At 64.7% G+C, this 18,047-nt stretch carries 17 protein-coding genes; 9 read left to right on the top strand and 8 right to left on the bottom strand.

What is annotated here, in order from left to right; translation table 11 throughout:
- Positions 1 to 617 precede the first annotated feature (617 nt).
- From OXU32_15175 to OXU32_15165, 3 genes are all read right to left on the bottom strand, one after another.
- Positions 618 to 893, bottom strand: a complete 276-nt coding sequence (locus OXU32_15175) for a hypothetical protein (protein ID MDE0075297.1) — start codon at positions 891 to 893, stop codon at positions 618 to 620.
- A 67-nt stretch (positions 894 to 960) separates the two neighbouring features.
- A complete protein-coding gene (locus OXU32_15170) occupies positions 961 to 1,308 on the bottom strand; it encodes a thioredoxin domain-containing protein (protein MDE0075296.1) in 348 nt (115 codons plus the stop codon).
- 321 nt (positions 1,309 to 1,629) lie between these two features.
- On the bottom strand, positions 1,630 to 2,757 hold the full coding sequence (locus tag OXU32_15165) for a hypothetical protein (protein ID MDE0075295.1): 1,128 nt from the start codon (positions 2,755 to 2,757) through the stop codon (positions 1,630 to 1,632).
- A 743-nt stretch (positions 2,758 to 3,500) separates the two neighbouring features.
- Between OXU32_15165 and OXU32_15160 the strand changes: the two genes are divergently transcribed.
- The 6 genes from OXU32_15160 (at position 3,501) to OXU32_15135 (ending at position 11,187) form a co-directional block, all read left to right on the top strand.
- Positions 3,501 to 4,595 carry a PAS domain-containing sensor histidine kinase gene (locus tag OXU32_15160; GenBank protein ID MDE0075294.1) on the top strand — a complete coding sequence of 365 codons (1,095 nt, stop codon included), beginning with the start codon at positions 3,501 to 3,503 and terminating at the stop codon, positions 4,593 to 4,595.
- A complete protein-coding gene (locus tag OXU32_15155) occupies positions 4,592 to 5,248 on the top strand; it encodes a response regulator transcription factor (GenBank protein ID MDE0075293.1) in 657 nt (218 codons plus the stop codon). The genes OXU32_15160 and OXU32_15155 overlap by 4 nt, the downstream gene beginning before the upstream one ends.
- A 192-nt stretch (positions 5,249 to 5,440) precedes the next feature.
- Entirely contained in the window at positions 5,441 to 6,136 is a 696-nt protein-coding gene (locus tag OXU32_15150) for a hypothetical protein (protein MDE0075292.1), read from the top strand.
- A 213-nt stretch (positions 6,137 to 6,349) separates the two neighbouring features.
- A complete protein-coding gene (locus OXU32_15145) occupies positions 6,350 to 8,125 on the top strand; it encodes a TlpA disulfide reductase family protein (protein MDE0075291.1) in 1,776 nt (591 codons plus the stop codon).
- Between the two features lie 1,538 nt (positions 8,126 to 9,663).
- Positions 9,664 to 10,353: a hypothetical protein gene (locus OXU32_15140; GenBank protein MDE0075290.1), complete on the top strand. Its 690-nt coding sequence runs from the start codon at positions 9,664 to 9,666 to the stop codon at positions 10,351 to 10,353.
- Positions 10,354 to 10,668: 315 nt separating this feature from the next.
- Positions 10,669 to 11,187, top strand: a complete 519-nt coding sequence (locus tag OXU32_15135) for a hypothetical protein (protein ID MDE0075289.1) — start codon at positions 10,669 to 10,671, stop codon at positions 11,185 to 11,187.
- Positions 11,188 to 11,747: 560 nt separating this feature from the next.
- Here the strand turns inward: OXU32_15135 and OXU32_15130 are convergent.
- The 5 genes from OXU32_15130 to OXU32_15110 all read right to left on the bottom strand — a co-directional run bounded on the left by OXU32_15130 (position 11,748) and on the right by OXU32_15110 (position 15,875).
- Positions 11,748 to 12,974 carry a hypothetical protein gene (locus OXU32_15130; GenBank protein ID MDE0075288.1) on the bottom strand — a complete coding sequence of 409 codons (1,227 nt, stop codon included), beginning with the start codon at positions 12,972 to 12,974 and terminating at the stop codon, positions 11,748 to 11,750.
- A gap of 50 nt (positions 12,975 to 13,024) precedes the next feature.
- A complete protein-coding gene (locus tag OXU32_15125; protein ID MDE0075287.1) occupies positions 13,025 to 13,639 on the bottom strand; it encodes a hypothetical protein in 615 nt (204 codons plus the stop codon).
- A 37-nt stretch (positions 13,640 to 13,676) separates the two neighbouring features.
- Positions 13,677 to 14,333, bottom strand: coding sequence for a thioredoxin domain-containing protein (locus tag OXU32_15120; GenBank protein ID MDE0075286.1), 657 nt, complete (start codon positions 14,331 to 14,333; stop codon positions 13,677 to 13,679).
- 527 nt (positions 14,334 to 14,860) lie between these two features.
- Positions 14,861 to 15,052, bottom strand: a complete 192-nt coding sequence (locus tag OXU32_15115; protein MDE0075285.1) for a LuxR C-terminal-related transcriptional regulator — start codon at positions 15,050 to 15,052, stop codon at positions 14,861 to 14,863.
- Positions 15,053 to 15,539: 487 nt separating this feature from the next.
- Entirely contained in the window at positions 15,540 to 15,875 is a 336-nt protein-coding gene (locus OXU32_15110; protein ID MDE0075284.1) for a hypothetical protein, read from the bottom strand.
- A 1,340-nt stretch (positions 15,876 to 17,215) separates the two neighbouring features.
- On the opposite strand from OXU32_15110, the gene OXU32_15105 reads away from it, so the two are divergent.
- The 3 genes from OXU32_15105 to OXU32_15095 are packed head-to-tail and all read left to right on the top strand — an operon-like array spanning position 17,216 to position 18,045.
- On the top strand, positions 17,216 to 17,404 hold the full coding sequence (locus OXU32_15105; GenBank protein ID MDE0075283.1) for a hypothetical protein: 189 nt from the start codon (positions 17,216 to 17,218) through the stop codon (positions 17,402 to 17,404).
- Positions 17,401 to 17,793: a hypothetical protein gene (locus OXU32_15100; GenBank protein MDE0075282.1), complete on the top strand. Its 393-nt coding sequence runs from the start codon at positions 17,401 to 17,403 to the stop codon at positions 17,791 to 17,793. The genes OXU32_15105 and OXU32_15100 overlap by 4 nt, the downstream gene beginning before the upstream one ends.
- A gap of 33 nt (positions 17,794 to 17,826) precedes the next feature.
- Positions 17,827 to 18,045 (top strand): hypothetical protein, encoded by a 219-nt coding sequence (locus tag OXU32_15095; protein ID MDE0075281.1) that lies wholly within the window; start codon positions 17,827 to 17,829, stop codon positions 18,043 to 18,045.
- The last annotated feature ends 2 nt before the right edge of the window (positions 18,046 to 18,047 follow it).

Raw genomic sequence — 18,047 nt, 5'->3', positions numbered from 1 at the left:
GCCCGCTCGACCGGTTCTCCAGAACGCTTGCGTCACGGGGGCGTCCATAGATGTTGAGAGGACACTTCATCGGACATACCGCAAGTGCGGGCGTGCGCGGTGCGCGAGACCTCATGCCTACCCGCCTTTCAACAAGGAATTCCGCCTTCCTGGCGGCGCGTCAGTGCGGCCTTGCCCTCGGGATGCCTCTCCGCCTGCGTGAAGGGCAATGTCAAACAGCCTGCGCAACGCGCCGCCTCACGACCTAGCTCCTCCCACCCGTCTCCTAGCCGTTCCGTTCTGCGAGAACCGATGTGGCACCAGCCTGTCGGGGACGTCCGCGCCGGGCACAGCGAGCATCGTCGCGATCTGATCGGCCAACCTCTCGACCACCGCCGGTGCCGCAAGAAAAACCGAGGTCCTTTCGCCAACGGTGATTCCAAGCACCATGCAGGTCTCACCGCACATCGTGCGCGTCCCCACCCACATGTCTGATGCCTGACGCCTGGTGCTGGTCTGCTGCGGAGCGTCGCTCTGCGAAGGTCCGTTCCGGCGCATGGTGCTATCCTCCTCTACCGTGTCCATCTCAACCGCTTCTTTGGTTCGTGCGAGCTCCGGGGACGCATCGGACGCTTCCGCTAGGGTTGGCGACGGTCTCGTACGCGCTCCGGCCGACCGCTTAGCCATTGCGACCAGGCTTCGGGATCCGCTCCGAAGTCCTCGCCACTCACGGTCTTCAAGAGATCGATCGCGGATTCCCGCGTTGTTTCGCGATCCGCGCCGACGTCCGCTAGCAGGAGGTCCGGCGTTTTGCGGATCAGTTGCGTCCCGAACGCCGGCTCGATCTCGGTGGCGACCAGGACCCGGAGAACCGTCGAGAACGCGTACGGATTGGTGCCATCGAGCAGTGCCATCAGGGATTCCCGGGCCGCATTCCACCGGACCGGGCGGCTTCCCTGCAATTGGGTCAATCCGAGGCAACTACCGAGTCTTCTCGTCCATCTCCCTCAGCGCGCGAGCCACATGGGTCTGGAGCATCTCGAGGTCCGGCGTTCCCGGTAGAAGCGTGCCGTTGACGATGATGGACGGCGTCCACTGGAGTCCTGCCCATTGGGCTGCGCGCAGATCCTCCGCGACCCGGTTCGACGACCAGTTCTCGTCCATACAGGTCGAGAATTCGGACATCGGATGGTACTCCCGCTCTTTCACCGAAGTCCGTCCACTCGATGGAACCGATCGCCCGCTGTTCTGCGAACAGCAGGTCGTGATAGGCTTCGAACATTCCCTGTGCGGCGGCGCACTCCGCGGCAATGGCGGCGTCGGTTGCATGGGGATGGATCGCATCGAGGGGGAAGTGGCGGTAAAGGATTGCGACCTCATCCACGCGGGAGCGAAGCTCGCGCAGACTTCGTGCCGCGACCGCGCAGAACGGGCACTGAAAATCCGCGAACTCGACGATCACGACCGGCGCGTCCCTCGATCCTAGCCAGATGCCTGCGCTCGTCAGATCCCGCCATCCATTGATCTCACGCGGTTCGTCCGCAGTTGGAGAACCCCCACGTGCGGTGAATTCCTTCCTGACCACCGCGACTGTAACCACCAGTGCGCAAACGACCAGCACCAGCGTTACGACGTTTTCGAGCGTCCTTTTCATGACCCTGCTCGCTCCTGGCGAAGTTGATAAGCGCGGATCCGGGGCACATCCATGCTGTCGTGGGCAACCGCGTAGAGCCGATCATCCCTAGCGGCCTCGACGACCTGTCCCGCGGGGAGTCGGACCGATCCCGCGTGCGCACCATCTTGCGTGAACGCGGCCCACTCCCACTCAAGCTCGTCCTGATGCCCGCGGACGCCCACCCAGATTCGGCCTTGTTCGTCGACAACCAGGCCCGCCAAGGCGGGCCAGACGTACGGATCACCCTGCCGCAGCACGTCGGCAAGCCCACCGGAAGTCCTCTTGGCCTCCGACGCCAACTGTTCCGACGTCACCGGCATGGCAACGGTGGCGAACGAAAAGGAGTGAACGGTCGATCCGGTGAAGTCGACGATGCTCACGTCCAAGGCCCCCGAGTTGGCGTACACGAATCGGTCGCGTCCGATGAGCCGAATGAACGGTTCCCGTCCGAACGGATGAGTCCCGACGGCGACTGATCCGGGTCCGCGCGCAACCAGGAACTCCCGCGAAGGCGCAACCAGGATTGTGTCGGGGGCAGCTTCCTCCCCTTCTTCAATGGCCAGGATCGCATCCGTACGGCCCTGATCCGCCGTCTCGTCCTCGCCGGCGTAGAACGGACGGCGCACCAGCGCCAGGGATCGTCCGCGATCCGCGAGCCTCCAGAGGTTGGTCACCGGGCCGTGTCGCCAGTTGGGTTGGGGGAACACGTCGACCACCTCGAAGTCGTCGGGTTCGATGATCGTGACACGCTGCAGGCGGGCGTCGAACACGAAGAGTGTGTCTCCTGGCAGGATCTGGATCTGCTTCAACTCGAACTCGCCGGGGCCCATGCCTGCGCGCCCGACGGTGTGCAAGTGCCGCAGACCGGGCGATAGCACGATCACACCGCCCTCCAACGCGTCCACCACATGGATCCGACCCTTGGAGTCCACGGCGACTCCCCGCACGTCGGAAAGTCGAAGAAGTGGATCCGAGACGCTCGCCAGCTCCACTTCAATCCAGGAATCCTCGACCGCCCACGACCGGGCATCTTCCAACGGATCGGCGGACCGAAACGGTTCGCCGCAACCGGCCAGCAACAGGAGGAGAGCGGTCGTGCGCATCAGTTCTGGCAGTCCTCCGGGTCACTGCAGACGACACAACTATCCGGGCCTGCCATGCAATAGGGGCCGCAGCACCAAAGCCCGCTGTCCGCGATGCAGCAGGCACTGCTTGCCAGCACCGGAGACGGGGACGCGACCAACCATCCGCCAACCAGAATCGTCACGGCGGCCAGGATGTTGAGATACGAACGCCTCATGGTTACTTCCTCCTGAAATGGGTACCGTTCAAGTTGGCCGGACCGGCAGGATCCGAATGACCCACGCTCGCGGGGTGTGCATCAGTTCTGGCAGTCCTCCGGATCACTGCAGATGACACAAGCGTCCGGGCCTGCCATGCAATAGGGGCCGCAGCACGTGACGCCGCTGTCCGAACGGCAGCAGGCACTGCTTGCCAGCACGGGAGACGGGGACGCGACGACCCATCCGCCAACCAGAATCGTCACGGCGGCCAGGATGTTGAGATACGAACGCCTCATGGTTACTTCCTCCTGATACTAGGTGCGGATACCGTTAGTTGGCCGGACCAGCGCGGTCCGAACCGATACTCCAATCTCGGCAATGCATATCAGCCTCAATAGCGGGAAAACCCCGGAATTCGTGACGGGAATCCCCCTCAAAGCCATGACGGGAAAATCCCGCCATCGGACCCCGAACACCACGCCGCCTAGCACACGTTCGAGTGCGGGCTCTGAGCGTCCTGCCGACTGGCAAGCGGCAGAGCCGCCCGTTATTCTGAGGCTCGCGTGACTTCCTGCCGTGTGCCGCCCGGACTGCTGGAGGGCAGCCTGCTTTCCGACGACGACCACTACCGGGCGGTGTTCGAGGCTTCTCCGGACGCCACGCTGATTGTGGACTCCGAGGGTCTCATCCTCGATGTCAACGAGCAGGCGGTGAGGATGTTCGGGTGGAGCCGCGAAGCGCTGACGGGTGCTTCGGTCGAGCGGCTTGTACCGTCGCATAAGCGGGCAGCGCACCTCGACCACCGGATGCACTACGTCCGGCAGCCGCGAAGCCGACCGATGGGTGCCGGACTCGAGCTGTACGCGCTGCGCAGGGACGGCACCGAGTTCCCCGTGGAGATCAGCCTGAGTCCCTGGACCCCACCCCGGGAGGCGGGCCACGTCATCTGCGCGATCCGGGACATCTCGGCATGGGAGCGGATGCGCAAGCGCTCCGGCTTGATGGTGGCGGCGATGGAGCAGGAGCGAAAACGCCTGTCGCTCGAACTGCACGACGAAGTATTGCAGTGCCTCGTGTCGCTCAAGGTCCGGGTCAAGCTCATGCGAGACGAGACGGACGATGGGCGACGGACGCGGGAGGGCGAGCAGATCAGCGGCGAGATCCTGGACACGTTCAATGCGGTGAAGAGATTGATCCGCGGGCTCCGGCCGCCGGAGCTCGAGCACCAGGGATTGGCAGGCGCACTGCGCGATCACTTCCACCTCCTTCGGGATTCCACCGGCTTCCAGGTGAATGCCCAGGTCGGCGACGTGGACGACGAGTTGGACGAAACGACGGCTCTGACGCTCTACAGGGTGGTCCAGGAGGCTGTCGCCAACGCCGCGCGGCACTCCGGCGAGCGTTCGGCGATGGTCCGGGTCGGGTCCGGCGGCGGTTACGTGGTCGCAGAGGTCCGGGACCGGGGCCGGGGGTTTGAGTTGCGGGATCCCGGGTCTGCGGAGCCCTACGACCATGTGGGCATCACGGGCATGACGGAACGTGCCGCCATGGTTGGCGGTGACGTGACGATCAGTACAGCTCCCGGGCGCGGCACGCTGGTTCGGCTGACCGTTCCCGCCCGGGGCGCGCCAGCGATGTCGGGGGTCCGCGGGCCTTGAAGAAGATCCGCGTGCTGTTGATCGACGATCACAAGGTCGTGCGCGCCGGACTCCGGGCGTTGCTGGAATCCACCGGCCGGATCGAGGTTGTGGGCGAGGCATCTTCGGGCGAGGAGGGCGTGGCCGACGCGGAGCGGCTCGAACCCGATGTCGTCATCATGGACCTGGCGATGCCCGGCATGGGCGGCATCCGGGCCACGCGCAAGATCACAGCTCTCGACCTCGACGCCAGAGTTCTGGTCCTGACCGTGCACGATGAGGAGGATCAGCTTGCGCGCTCGCTCGACGCCGGGGCGACGGGCTATCTCAACAAGTCGGTGGCCGACACGGACCTCATCGGGGCGATCGAAGCCCTTGCCCGCGGGCACTCCTACCTTCCGCGCCAAGCCGCCGAGCTTCTCGCGCGCAGCAAGGGCGAGCGCGCCCGGGAGGTGCCAGGACTGGACGCCCTGTCGGCGCGGGAACGCACGGTGATCGAGCTGTGCGCCCGCGGTTTCACCGCCAGCGAGACGGCCAGGAGGATGTTCGTCAGTCCGAAGACGGTCGAGGGGTATTTGGCGCGCGCGCGGCGCAAGCTGGGCCTGACCGGCCGCACCGACATCGTGCGGTTCGCCCTCGAAAGCGGGCTGTTGAGCGGCAGCGAACAGGAGTAGGCCGCGGCGCAACCGGCGGGCCGTTGAAAGCCTCGGGGGGATTTTCCCGTCCTGGGAATCAGTAGTTCTCCCGTCAGCGGTTGCGGGAATCTCCCGCTAACGCCGGGCCGCGGCACCCCGCATCTTTGTTTCCTAGCCGTCGGGAACGCGGTCCCGTCTAAAAACGTCCGGTTCAGCAACGGAGAGATAAGAATGCGAAACGGAAAGCTCCTGAGGTCGGTTGCTCGGAATCCTCTGGTACTCTCCGTTCTCTTTGTGTCAACGTTGGTCGGTTACCTGGCGGCACCGAGTCCGCTGGAGGCAATGCAAGCGACGGGAGCGGATAGCATTCGCGCGGAAGGCCCCATTCCCGACGCGCCTACCAACCCGTTTGCTTCGGTCGACGGCACGCACCTGGTTGCCTTCGTCATCGGGGCGTCGGATTGCGGGTGGTCCAACCTGCCCGAGATCAGGGAAGCCTTTGGTCTCATCCGGGAGAGGATGCGCTCTGCCTACGGAATCAAGTACGCTCACATTGAAGTTGTGGGCGTGGCGATCGACGAGGACCCCGAGGCGGGGCTCGCGTACCTTTCGGACATTGGGGGAGGGACCGTTGGCACGGCCTTTGACCAAATCGCCGTCGGCGGAAGTTGGCTCAACGAGCAAGTCGTGCGATTCGCGTGGCGAGAAGGCAAGGCTGCGGCTTCGACGCCCCAGGTGATCGTAGTCGAGCGTCTTGTCGATACGAGTTCCTACTCGTCCGAATCCACGATTAAGACCGGCGATGACTTGGTCGTGGCGAATGCACGTGGCCGGAATGACATCCTACGATGGCTAGAGCAGGGTCTGCCACTTGACGTGAACCGGCTGGAGCGGGAGCCCGAGAGCCACCCAGATGTCGGTTGGTGAAGCGCCAACGGCGCGAGTACCAGCGATGGTTGGCCATGGCGACTCCAGACGAGGGGAGAGCATCCGATGATTGAGACGGCGAAGAGAATCGTTCGGTACGGACTGATGGTCTGGTGGGTCCTCGGGCCAATCCCGCGCGCCGTGAATGGACAAGAGCTTGCTTCGGAGACGCGACTACGCTTCTCGCCCGAGGCGCCGGTGCCGAACTCTCGCATGCTAGCCACCTATACTCCGATCGAGATGCTGGCAGGCGAGCAAGAGCTCGTGCTGCGCGGTCACTTCCGGACGGACCGAGATGGCCAGTACAATCGCCGTTTGGACAACATTCAGGTCGCCACGCTGGAGCCGGCTGTCAAGGGCACCTTCGCCGCGAGCTTCACCCTTTCCGACGACATCGTGTACGCTGCTTTCGTGGTCGAGAATAACGCTGGCGAGCGCATCGACGCCAATGGCGGGAAGCTGTTCGAGCTGTTGGTGCACGGGGAGGACGGCGAGCCTCTCTACCACTCGTTGATTCAGCGCGCCTACGACCATGCCGGCCGCAACTGGATCACGGCCTACGAGTCCAATCGGCTTGCAATGCAACTCTATCCCGACTCCCTGCGAGGCTGGAGTGTGCTGCGGTTCCACGAGGATGTGGCGCTCGGTTCCACCGGAAGCGACAGCCTGCTTGCTTGGCACCAGGAGAACTTCAGGGGCCTTCATGAAGAGTATGCCCACCGGACTCAACTCTCCCCGGCGACCGTCGTAGCGATCCAGGGTTACGCGCAAGACGTGGAGGACTCGGTCGCCCTGGCGTTTTGGACAGAGCGTGCTCGAGACGAGGGCAGGGGCACGCGCTCGTGGGCGCAGATCGTTGGAATCGAGACCCTCCGCAAGTTCTTCGAGGACCGTGACGCCGACGCCGCGCTGGCAGCGTTCGAAGAGTATTGGCCATACGCGGAGGGTACCGGATCACAGATGCTGAGTTGGGCGCTGCAGATGGCCGCTGACGACCTGGCAGCGACCGACCGCTGGATCGAAAGAATGCTTGCGGATCGGGGAAGCCAATTCTCTGCCGCAAGAGTGTTGGCCAGCTTTCCCGAGCGACGAGAACGGGCGCTGGAACTCGCGCGCCAGGGACTGGAACGCCCTGCGCGAGCCGGACGGGAACCCGCAGATCTCGTGGTGCATCCCAGAAGACCACTTGGCCGGACCGTGAGCGAGTATGCACGAACCCGGGCCCGACAGTGGGCGGACCGGCTGGTGACTTACAGCGAGCTTCTCTCCGCTGCGGGAGAGGAAGACGAGGCGTTGGAGGCTCTTGAGGAGGCGGTCGCCACAGCGGTGGACCCCGCGGTCTTCCAACGCCTCGCTGACCTGAAGTTGTCTCGGGGAGACATCGCGGGTGCGACGCGTGACTACGCCGTTGTCGCGGTCGATCCCCTTACAAGTATCGCCGAGGCGGATTCGCTGGCGGCCCTGGTCGGGCAGAATCCCGAGGGCCCGGAATGGCGCGCTCTTCTCGAGTCGGCCGAAGCACGAATGCTTCCGCGCATCCTCGCGGACACCGTCCGGTGGGCCCCCCGCCCCAACAGCGTCGCCGACAAGCACGGAAACCGTATGCCCGTTCCGGACCTCGTCGCGGGCAGGACCACCGTGCTCGTCTTCTGGACGCGGGGCTGTGCATATTCTGTCGACGAGATTCCGCAGGTGCTGCGTCTCCGCGAACGCCTTGATCCCAACGCTGTCCAAATCCTCTCTGTCACGACTGACGACCAGCCCGGTCCGGGCATGGAAGAGTTCATTGCGGCCCGAGGCGTGAGCTATCCCGTGTATTATGATTTGGATGCAGAGGCCCAGAACGCTTTCGGCGTCAGTGGGACTCCGGCGTACTTTGTATTGGACGCCAGTGGCAACGTGCGTTTCGCCTTCTCGCACGTCTCCGACATCCCGAGGCAGTTGGAGGCACTCGCGCAACTCCGGGACAACCCGCTGCCGAAATCGTAGCCCGATGAGGTGGAGTGCAGGCCGTGGTGGTCTCTTCTACGATACCCTGGCGCACCGCGAGCGGGCACGTACGATTTCCCATCCACAACCACCACCACCTTCCTCGGCTTCTCGTCCACCTCCCCGGTCGAGTGCCGGACGCTTTGCCACCGCTCCATGGCCACACCGGAATCCCCGTGGCTTGAAGTGGCCGTCTAAAGCCTAGACCCGCCGTAGTCAGCCGATCGCTGGAAGGATCCGGATGACGATCAAAGCGTTCCCCAACCACCCATGCCGCCATGCCCATTGCCATTGCCGCTATCGCGGCGTGCGGCAACGGCGCGCCTGCCGACCGCTCCTCGGCCATGGTCACCGACAGCGCCGGCATCGAAATCGGTCACCAGCGATCCGTGGACGACCGCGGAGGCTCGCTGCGCAATCGGCGACGAGCCGATCCTCTCGATCGGCGCACGCGAAGGGGACGCTCCCCACATCTTCTTTCAGGTGCGCCATGCGGCCCGCCTCGCCGACGGCTCCGTGGCGGTCGTGGACGGCTCCAGCCGAAAAGTCCGCGTGTTCGCCGAATCCGGTGCACACCTCGTTTCCATGGGTGGTCGTGGCGAGGGACCCGGTGAATTTCGCAGCCCTTGGCTCCTATGGGTCCTGCCGGGTGACACCCTCTGGGTAGGCGACTACCTGCCCTGGCGCTTCAACATCTTTTCCGCGGACGGGGTGTTCATCCGCTCCATGGCTCCAGACGACTTTTCCCTGCACACCCTCATCCCTCCTGGCGGCGTGCTGGACGGGGGCGCCTCAGTGAATGTGACGCAGGCGACTGGCGGAGCGGGTGACCATTTCGCCACTCCGGTGAACTACCTGGCGATCGCACATGGCCCCGATGGTTCCGTTCTCGATACGCTTGCGACCCTGCCGGGAAAGCGGCTCGTTGCGATGCCGGGATTCGCCGGTTTCGTCGAGCCACTCTTCGAGGCGTCTTCGCTGGTAGCCGCCCGCTCGTCCACCGTCGCGATGACCACCGCGCGGGAACCGGAGGTTCGGATCCTGGATGGAACGTTCCGGCTGCGCCGCATCATACGCTGGTCGGATCCGGACAGAGAAGGTGACCGGCGTGCACGTACAAGCGGCTCACGAGGACTACATCGCCGAGCATGGCGGTCCCGGAAGCCCGGGCTGGAGCGCAGGGCACGAGGCTGCCATCAGCGACAATCGACCCGTTGCCGAGGTCTTTCCGACCGCTTCGGATCTCATGATCGGGTATGACGGGCGCCTGTGGCTGAAGCGTTACACGAGGCCCCGCGAAGAATCGTCATGGATGGCCTTTCAGGCGCGTGGGGACTTCTAATGCCACTTCCGTCCCGGTCTGGAATTGACACCGCTCGAATTCGGGGCTGCCTACCTGCTCGCCGTGCACCGCGACGACCTGGGGGTGGAACGGGTCGTGATGTACAACCTGACAAGGAACCGTAGTTGACTCCCCCGGGTCCTCGACAAGCGGAGAGGGCGCCCCCACCCGCGCCGGGATGCTTTCGGCGTGACGGGTGGGCCGGGGTCTGGCGGAAGCTCGGTACGGCTATGTGCTCAGCGAACTCTTCCCGGTCATGACAGTCCAGGACCAGGTGTTTTCGCCGTTCTATCGCCTCGTCATCTCCAGACCCGGCATGAGTCCGGACACTGTTGCGAGCTTTCGAAGCAACAACGCGCTCTGGTTCGATGCCGCCGATCGCATCCCCTATTCGAGTGCGTGGACTCCCTTCGGTGATGCCGGGGCCTGGGCCACCATCGGCGACTCGACTCTGGTCTTCGCCGACGGATACACGGGGGAGATCGCCTGGCATCACATGAGGCAGGCGGGGGTGGAGGTCGGTCGCTTGGCTCTCGTCCCGGTCAATGTGCGTGCGGTGTCGGACTCGGACCTGTCGGAAGTCAAGCGGCAGATCAGGGCCGATTGTGGCGACGCGCTCCCCGGCAGGATTGAGTTGCGCGGTCCGGCTCTCTGGTCCGGCATCACCCGCTTGGTGGCCGACGAATCCAGCGGACTGATCTACATCGGGACACCCCTGACGGGAGGATCCCTTCAATGGCGAGTGCTCCATCCGGACGATGCGGTCACATCGTTGATTCTGCCGGAACGCCTCGACCTGAAATCGGTCAGGGGACAGATGTTATACGGTGTGGTGGAAGATGAATTCGGCGTTTCAACGGTTCGAGTGCTCCGGAACTCTCGCTAAGGCCACACCGCCTCGGCGACATCCAGGTGTACCAAACGTCTAGGGGTTCTCGATTTCGAGACGGGGTTTCCTCTCCAGTCTCTTTGAGACGCCGGGTCCGCCGAGGCCCCCGTCGGCCTGGCGCCGGCGCGCGCTGACCTGTTAGAGGCGGTGCCGCTGGCACTTGCTCGTCCCGCTGGAGGTTACCTTCCCGGTAGCGAGCCGTCCCGCCCGGAGCCGCGCGGCCCACCACGACGACGGCGGGCTGACGACCATGAAGCACAGAAAAGTTGCAGCCGTAGCGGCGTGCATCGCCGCGCGGCTTGAGGGAGCACGATGGACATAGCCAAGACGCTCAGGAGCTACGACGGGAAGCGGGTCGCGCCGTTCCGAGCCGTGGCCGAAGCGGTGCGGGATACGCCCGAGCGCGCCCTGCCGCGGCTCCTGGATCTCGCGGCGAGCGACGAGGCGGCGCTTCAGGTCGGCGCCACATGGGTGATCAAGTGGCTGGCCGAGCGTGGAGACGCGCCGCGCGGGGAGTCCACCGCGCGGGTCGTCGACCTCCTCGACCACGTGGAGGAGCCGGACGGGCTCCTGCACCTCCTGCAGACACTGCCGCACATGGAGCTGCCCGCCGACCGCACCGTGACGCTCAACCGCGCCCTCAGGAGGCTGATCCGGTCGCGGCGCGTGTTCCTGAGGGCATGGGCGTACAACGGGCTCGGGCTGATGGCGGCGGCGGAGCCGGGGCTCCGCAATGAGATAGAGGCGCTGTTCGCAGCAGCGGAGGAGCGGGAATCGGCGGCGGTCAGGGCGCGCATCCGGCACGCGAGGGCTGGCCTGGCTTCCAGCTAGCCAGAAAGCAGGGCGGCCAGTTGCCGTACGTTATCCTGTCTTCTCGCAGGGAGTTGTGAGGTGGACGGCCTTGAGGCCCGGATCGGCATCGGCGCTCCGCTGGCCGTGGTGTGACCGCAAGCGGCTTCCGGCCCCAAGATTGAGTGGCGGGAGAACGGGCGCAGGCTCACCCGGTCGCTCGGACACCGCGAGTGGGTGAGGGCGGAAGCGGCAGAGTCAGGGGAGCCGAATCACGGCAGGAAGTCACGTAAGTTGAACTGGGACTGCACGATCTGCGTTTCTTGCCGTGGGACAATACTTGTTTCCGTCGAGTCAACATAGCCGGAAAGACAAATCGTTTGGCCGGAACCGCGCGCACCCCTAAGGGCCCCTGCACTTGCTTCTCCGGCCCGGAGCCGGTCCAGATGATTCGGCGAAGCCAACCTTAGTCACTTGCCGTTTCGGCCAGGAACACCCTTCGGGAGCAGGATCGGGTGTTGGGCGTGCAGAACTCGGGCGCGGTCAAGTGTCAGGCAATTCCTCAGCGGATCCCACTTTGCACTCGACGGGGCACCCCCGGATCAGCGAAGCTCGTCCGGCAACCTCTTCACCACCACGTAAGGCACGTCGAAATCGTCCGTCTCCACGAAGGCAGCTAGCCCGTCGGGGCCGAAAGCCTCGGGTAGCGCCATGGAGCCGGGCGCAAATGTCCCCAAGTAGCGCCCGTCCGCTGTGATTAGATCGATGGGGTCGCCTCCCGTCCCTTCCTCACCTCGGCGGCGGACCCAGATGGTCCCTTCCCAGCCCGTCCGTAGGCCGAGCAGGACTGGCATTTCTGGGTAGAACTCCATGGACTCGATCCCGGCGCGTTGGGCTTCGATCATCGGCTGATACATCGCCCGCATGGTCGCGTCACCGGTCGGTTGTCCCCCTTCAAGGGCCTCCAGTCGGCGCTCGATCTCCTCAGTCCTGATTCGGGACGATACGGGCCTGGGCTGGAACGGCCGCGTCACGATCCGGGTCACGCGGCCGCCCGGCTCGGTGAACTTGATTGCGTAGGCGGAGGAGTCGGAATATGCAATGCCCCCGCCAGGAAGCGCACCCGCCATCAGCTCCGGCTTGAATGCATGCCGATCCGAGGGGGGGTTCCATGCCGTCGCAGCCGTGTCAACGGCGGCCTCGTCACCGCTAAGGTCGTAGCTCAAGACGTACCGGAACTGGGATCTCCGCCCCGGATCCGATCTCCCCATGTAGATGACCAAGGTCGTGGAGAGCACCCGCTCCAATCCCGGGAGGGCCTGAATGCCCCCCCAAAGGATCGGACGCCCCGTGCGGTCGCCGCCCACAGGGATCGTACGTTCAAACTCGCCGCCTGCACCGAAGAGGGCGAATCCGACGCGCCCCGCATCGTAGACGGCAACCCGCCCGTCCCGCAGGACGGCGAACCGGAGAGCCGCTGCGTATTGGTTCCCGAACTCACCGGGGCCGTCCCCCTCCCCGATGAACTGGCGCACCAGATTGCCCTCCGGATCGACCACCGAGATCCGCATCGCTTGTGTGTCGAGAATGTAGAGGTTGCGGGCGCCGTCGAAACCGAGGCCGGCAATCCTACTGAAGGTGTCCCAGCCACCCCCATCCAGCGAGCCCAACTGGTAGATTTCCTCGAAGTCGGGGTCGAGGAGCCTGTCCTCGGTCGGCAGTTCGATCATCTTTTGGGCGGCGAGCGAGGGTGCGGTCCCTGCGAGCATCGTGATCAAGGCCACTGCGCCCGCCACCATACGGCGTAGCGACGACACGACATAGGACATAGTGCAACTCCTTAGAGTAAGAGCGCTTCCACAATTTCAACGATCCCCAGCTACTCGACGAGGAGAGGAGTAGGCGAGCATGGAACATCGAGGACGGAAACCCCGTCACCTCGGTCAGCAGAGCTTCGCCGCCTGATGCCGTTTACACAAATCTCCCGACACGAACCCCTGACATGGTGATCTGGAGCGAGCATTGCATTCGCGCCCTCGCGCCTTCCGGAAACCGGCTCGAACGCCGCATCAGCTGATCCACCTTTGCGAACATTCACATCGAATAAGTTCTGCTGCTCCGGCGTCAACAGGCTCCGCACCAGCTCCCTATACTTCATTTCCAACCCGAGAGCCTGCATCACCACCGCCATCTGGTTATTCCCGCGCAACTGGCCGTACTCTTCCAAGTACTCGGTCCTGAGCTCGTCAACTCGCTTCAGTTGTTCGGTCGACAGCTCGATCTCGTAGGGGCGGGCGATCCAGGTATCAATGGGTGTACGGCGGCCCTCGGAAGCCGTGTCGGCGCGCGGCTCCTGAGCGACCGTAGGCACAGCAGCAACACACAGCGCGCAACCGACGACGGCCACGTAGAGTGCCGTAGCTCCGCATCGGATCCTCATAGGTTTTTTCATGGGTTCTGAATCCTCCAATGAAACGGGCACGATGTGATCCACGGTCGGACTTCCCACCGGCACCGGCAAGGGATCAACGTCAGCGACTCGGGTCCGCTGCCTCGCGGACGCGCTCCACCAGCTCCCCAGCCGTGACTCCGCCGGTGGCGATGCGATCGCCGATCTGGAGAGCAGGCGTGCCGCGAACGCTCAGTGTACGGACACGTGCTAGGTCCGTGCGTACGGCTGCCCTCGCCGCCGAGGCAAGGTCGGACATGCACGCCCCAAAGGAAGTCGAGTCCGGAATGTCGCTCTCTGCCATGAGCGATGACAGAGGCAAAGACTCACCATTCAGTGGATCGCCGAAGAGTGCCTCATGCATCTCCGGGAAACGGCCCTGCTCGCGTGCACACTCCGCCGCGACCGCGGCCTCGAACGCAAGAGCGTGCCCGGTCAACGGAAAATGGCGGTATATGACCGCGAGACTGTCGCCCAACTCTTGACGCGCCAAGTCGAGTTCTCCCTCAAACCGACGGCATGCAGGGCACTGATAGTCGAACCACACAACCAGCCTGTACGGAGCATCCGCCAACCCGATTCGCCGGTCAAACATCAAGTCTTGCTTCCACCCCTCGAAAGCTGTGGCGCCATCGATAACCTCGGGGGAAAGCATAAGACTACGCACGACAGCCCACGTCATCAAAACGGCGCAGGCCACTAGAACGAGGTCAAGGGCCTTCGTCAATCTCGACCGCATGAAACCCTCCGAATGCCGAATAAACGAAATCGAAAGCGCCGCCGCTTGGGGGGGGGCACCGACCGTCGGTGTCCCCCCAAGTCTCCGGATGCGCTTGCCTTCTTCCTGACTACCTATCTCTCGCAGCCACAGAACTTGGGGCCGCCGCTCCCTTCGAAGAAGCAGCAATACGATCCGCTGTCGCATAACTTGGTGGGGACGCAGCAGTCGGTGGGAGGCGGGTCACTGCAGCCGAACGCGCTGTTCGCCACGGCCGACTGCGGAATGGCCAAGAACAACAAGCCGGCCATGATGACGATAGCCGCGGCAAGCCGCCCGGTACGATTCAGCATTTGATCCTCCTTGGTTGAGTTCTTCGGTGCCCCGCATCCGACGGGACCGCCTTTCCGGCGCTTGGGATAAAGATGCGCGGTACCGCGACCCGACGTTAGCGGGAGATTCCCGCAACTGCTGACGGGAGAATTACTGATTCCCATGACGGGAGAATCCCGTCACAGCTTTCGGCGGTCCGCCGGTTGTGCCGCCGTCTACTCCCGTTCGTTGCCGCGCAACAGCCCGCTCTCGAGAGCGAACCGCAGGATGTCGGTGCGGCCGGTCAGGCCCAGCTTGCGCCGCGCGCGCGCCAAGTACCCCCCGACCGTCTTCGGACTGACGAACATCCTCTGGGCCGTCAACCCGCTGGCGTACAACTGGATCGCCGTGCATTCCTGCGCCGACAGAGCTTCCAGCCCGGGCGCCTCCCGGACAGGGCTGCGTTGGCGGCGAGCGAGAAGCGCAGCGCCACGGCGCCGGAGGGTAGGAATGCCCTCGCACCAGGGCTTCGATCGCCACGATGAGGTCCGTATCGGCCACCGACTTTGTTGAGATAAGCCCGCCGCCCCGGCATCGAGCGCCCGCGAAAGCTGATCCCTTCGGCTGGACGGGCGATCGGGCTTGGGTTGATCGCGCTGGTCGCTCGGGCCCTGGTCGGCGAGGAGACCGTGCCAGCATCCGGGGTATCGGTGTGCAGGTTGTAGTGGCGCACGCCGGGGCGCGACCGGAGCTGGACCTCTTTCCGTTTACCGGGCCGCCCCCGCTTCACCCCGAGTTCCTTCGGACCAGTTCTTGAGCCCGAGATTGGGCGCGGATCGGCATCGGCAGCTTTCGTTCCCGACGGCCGGATTGAAACCCATGGCACGCGAGAGTCGTAGGATGCCGCCCTTCGGGTCACCGAAGCGTGAAGGGCAGCACGAGCGAACGACGCGAAGCACCGGAGGAGTCGCGCGTAGTCAGGTTGATCCACCCCAGGGCGGAACCGGTGCCCGTGTCCATCGACATGGGCGCTTGCGGGCTCGTTCGCCGAACCGGCCTCCGCGTGACCGCCAGCCGCGCTTGCGCGAGGGCCGCTTGAACGGGTTTCCCGGAGCGCTCGCCGACGTGCTCCTGCCCCGCGTCGGCGGCTGCGGTCGCCGGGTCCCGGACGCGGCCCCCACGGGCTTCTCCGACGCCCGTTTCGTGGTCCAGCCCAGCCAGCCAGCCCAGCAGCTTACTCCTTGGGGCCACACTCCGTGCGTCCCCTGCGGAGGCTGGCGGGGGGCCGCGCCCCCTCTGACCCCGGCACAAACCCCGCGCCGGCAGCGTTCGCGGTTGGGGGTCCGAAGGTCCCCCCCGGTCGGCCAGTCGCCAGGTGTCCTCCCGGCCGCCGACCGATCACCGCCGGTCGACGCCCGTCGGCTTCGCGGCTGAGTCCGCGGAGTGACCGGCGAGCGGCGTGGTCGGCGTCGCCGCCGCTTCGGCGCCGGTCCCCCGGCCTCCGGGACGGACTCCGTCCGTTCCTCCCGCCGGGGTCGAGTCCCCACCCTACCCCGGACGGAAGGAGGGCCAACCCAACGGCTTTAGCACCTGACGTTGCCAGAGACAACTGCAGGGAATCAGCTCTACCCCAACGATCGACGTCTGAGCGAATGATACGCTCGCTCCCCGTTCCTTTCGAGTAGCCAACGCGCTCTCGCGACTCGATGAGACGCTTGGAAGATCCGCCCGTTGGACAAGTCGAAGTGGGCCGTCGCGAGTTCCCTCGCGATGCGCGCCCGAACCTGCTGAGACTTCTCGCTGCTCACACTCCCCAACCCGTAACGGCCAGGCGGGGCACCGGAAAGCGGATACGCTTCTTCCGCCGCTTCGATCACGGCAAGGCCGTCACGCCAAACGGCGTCCACCACCCGCCGAAGCGAGCGAACAGGCTTCTCGAAGTCGGACGCGAAATGAGCTTCCTTCGCGGAAGCAGCCAAGAACGCATCGTCGATACTCCGAAAACGATCAACAGCGCTATCCCATGTCGCGGACTTCCAGACCGGATGCCAAACGTTCGGTCGCAGATGCCATTCATTGGGGGACATGATCTGATTCCTTGCCGATCAGGATGGACGAATCGCGGCAGACAAACGGGGCTGGACCAGTGAACAGGAATGGCGTCTGGTTTTCGCCGCCACGGCTCCTTGGGGTTGTAGCCTCGTGCCCGCGCCATGCACACTGACACCTCGCGTGCTCCAAGGCGTGGCAGCGATCCGTGAGAGTGCAACAAGTCGCGGACCGGGATCATTGCTCCGCGATCTCCAAATGGGGGCGGCTTTCGCGCCCAGCGTCTCCAGCCAGTCCGTCCCCCCGCCCATCAATTCTACCACGGACCCACGCATGTTGGGAACCCAGCCGAGCGGCCGGGCGTTCGGATCGTCCGCCTCCGCGCGAACGGGGCGCGGCACCGCCGTGGATGCCTGACTGACTAGCCCCCAAAGGGCGGGATGGGCCGACACCCGGAGGTCACGCCCTCTGGCGGAGAGCTCCTCGTCCGGCGAGCTTCCGTTGCGCAGATCGTGCAGTCCATCAATCGAGGGAATCGAACGATGGCACGCACGAAACGAAGTCGTCGGAGCTACGGCGCTGGCGAGTGGGGCCGGAACCGGGTGAGAGTGTTCCCCGATCCCAAGACCGGCATCTTCCAGATCGAGTGGCGGTCGGTGGCGGAACGGATCGCGGAGTTGCGGGCGGCTGGGATTCGGAACGGGGATGCATACAGGAGCGTGAGGCCATGAGCAAAAAGAGGCGCGCAACCGAAGGCGACGTGGTGGCAGAGGAGAAGAAGCGGGTGCCGCTTCCGGGTTTATCCAAAGCGGATCTCGAAAAGGTACGGCGGGAGGGAGAACAGCACGCCCGTGACATGGCCAGCATCGGCCACAACTTTCTCCTTCACGTTGTGTCGCCTCCGCATCTACCTGATCGCCCGGTCACTCTCCGGGCGGTAGCCATCCCCCTTGACTACAAATGCAAGATTCGGGAGAAGATGGTTCGGTCCGCAAGGGAATTCCTCCGCTATGCGTCCATGATCGAGGATCTGGACCAAAGGCTGACGTTGATCCTCGGCAACGCCATCGAGGGCAAGCCGTTGCTGGACGAGGTTGACGGGGCACCTACGGGAGAGTGAACCGATGAAGGATGGTTTACCTGATCGCACTAAGTGAACCTAGGAGCCTGGCGACGGTGGAGCCGCCACGACGCGAGCGTCGTCGCGGGCGCGGGCTTCACGGTCCCGCTGGCCGCCAGCCTGAACTTCGGGGCGGAGGTCATGTACCTGGACGGGGTCCTCGGGATCGACGAGGAGTACACCATGACGGGCAGCCTTCACGGCGACGGCGGGGTTCGGGATTCCGCTGGGGTGAGGAGGATAGCTACGTGAAG

It is taken from the genome of Gammaproteobacteria bacterium (genome assembly GCA_028819075.1).
Lineage (GTDB): Bacteria > Gemmatimonadota > Gemmatimonadetes > Longimicrobiales > Gaopeijiaceae > BD2-11.
This window is presented reverse-complemented; position numbering and strand designations above follow the sequence as displayed.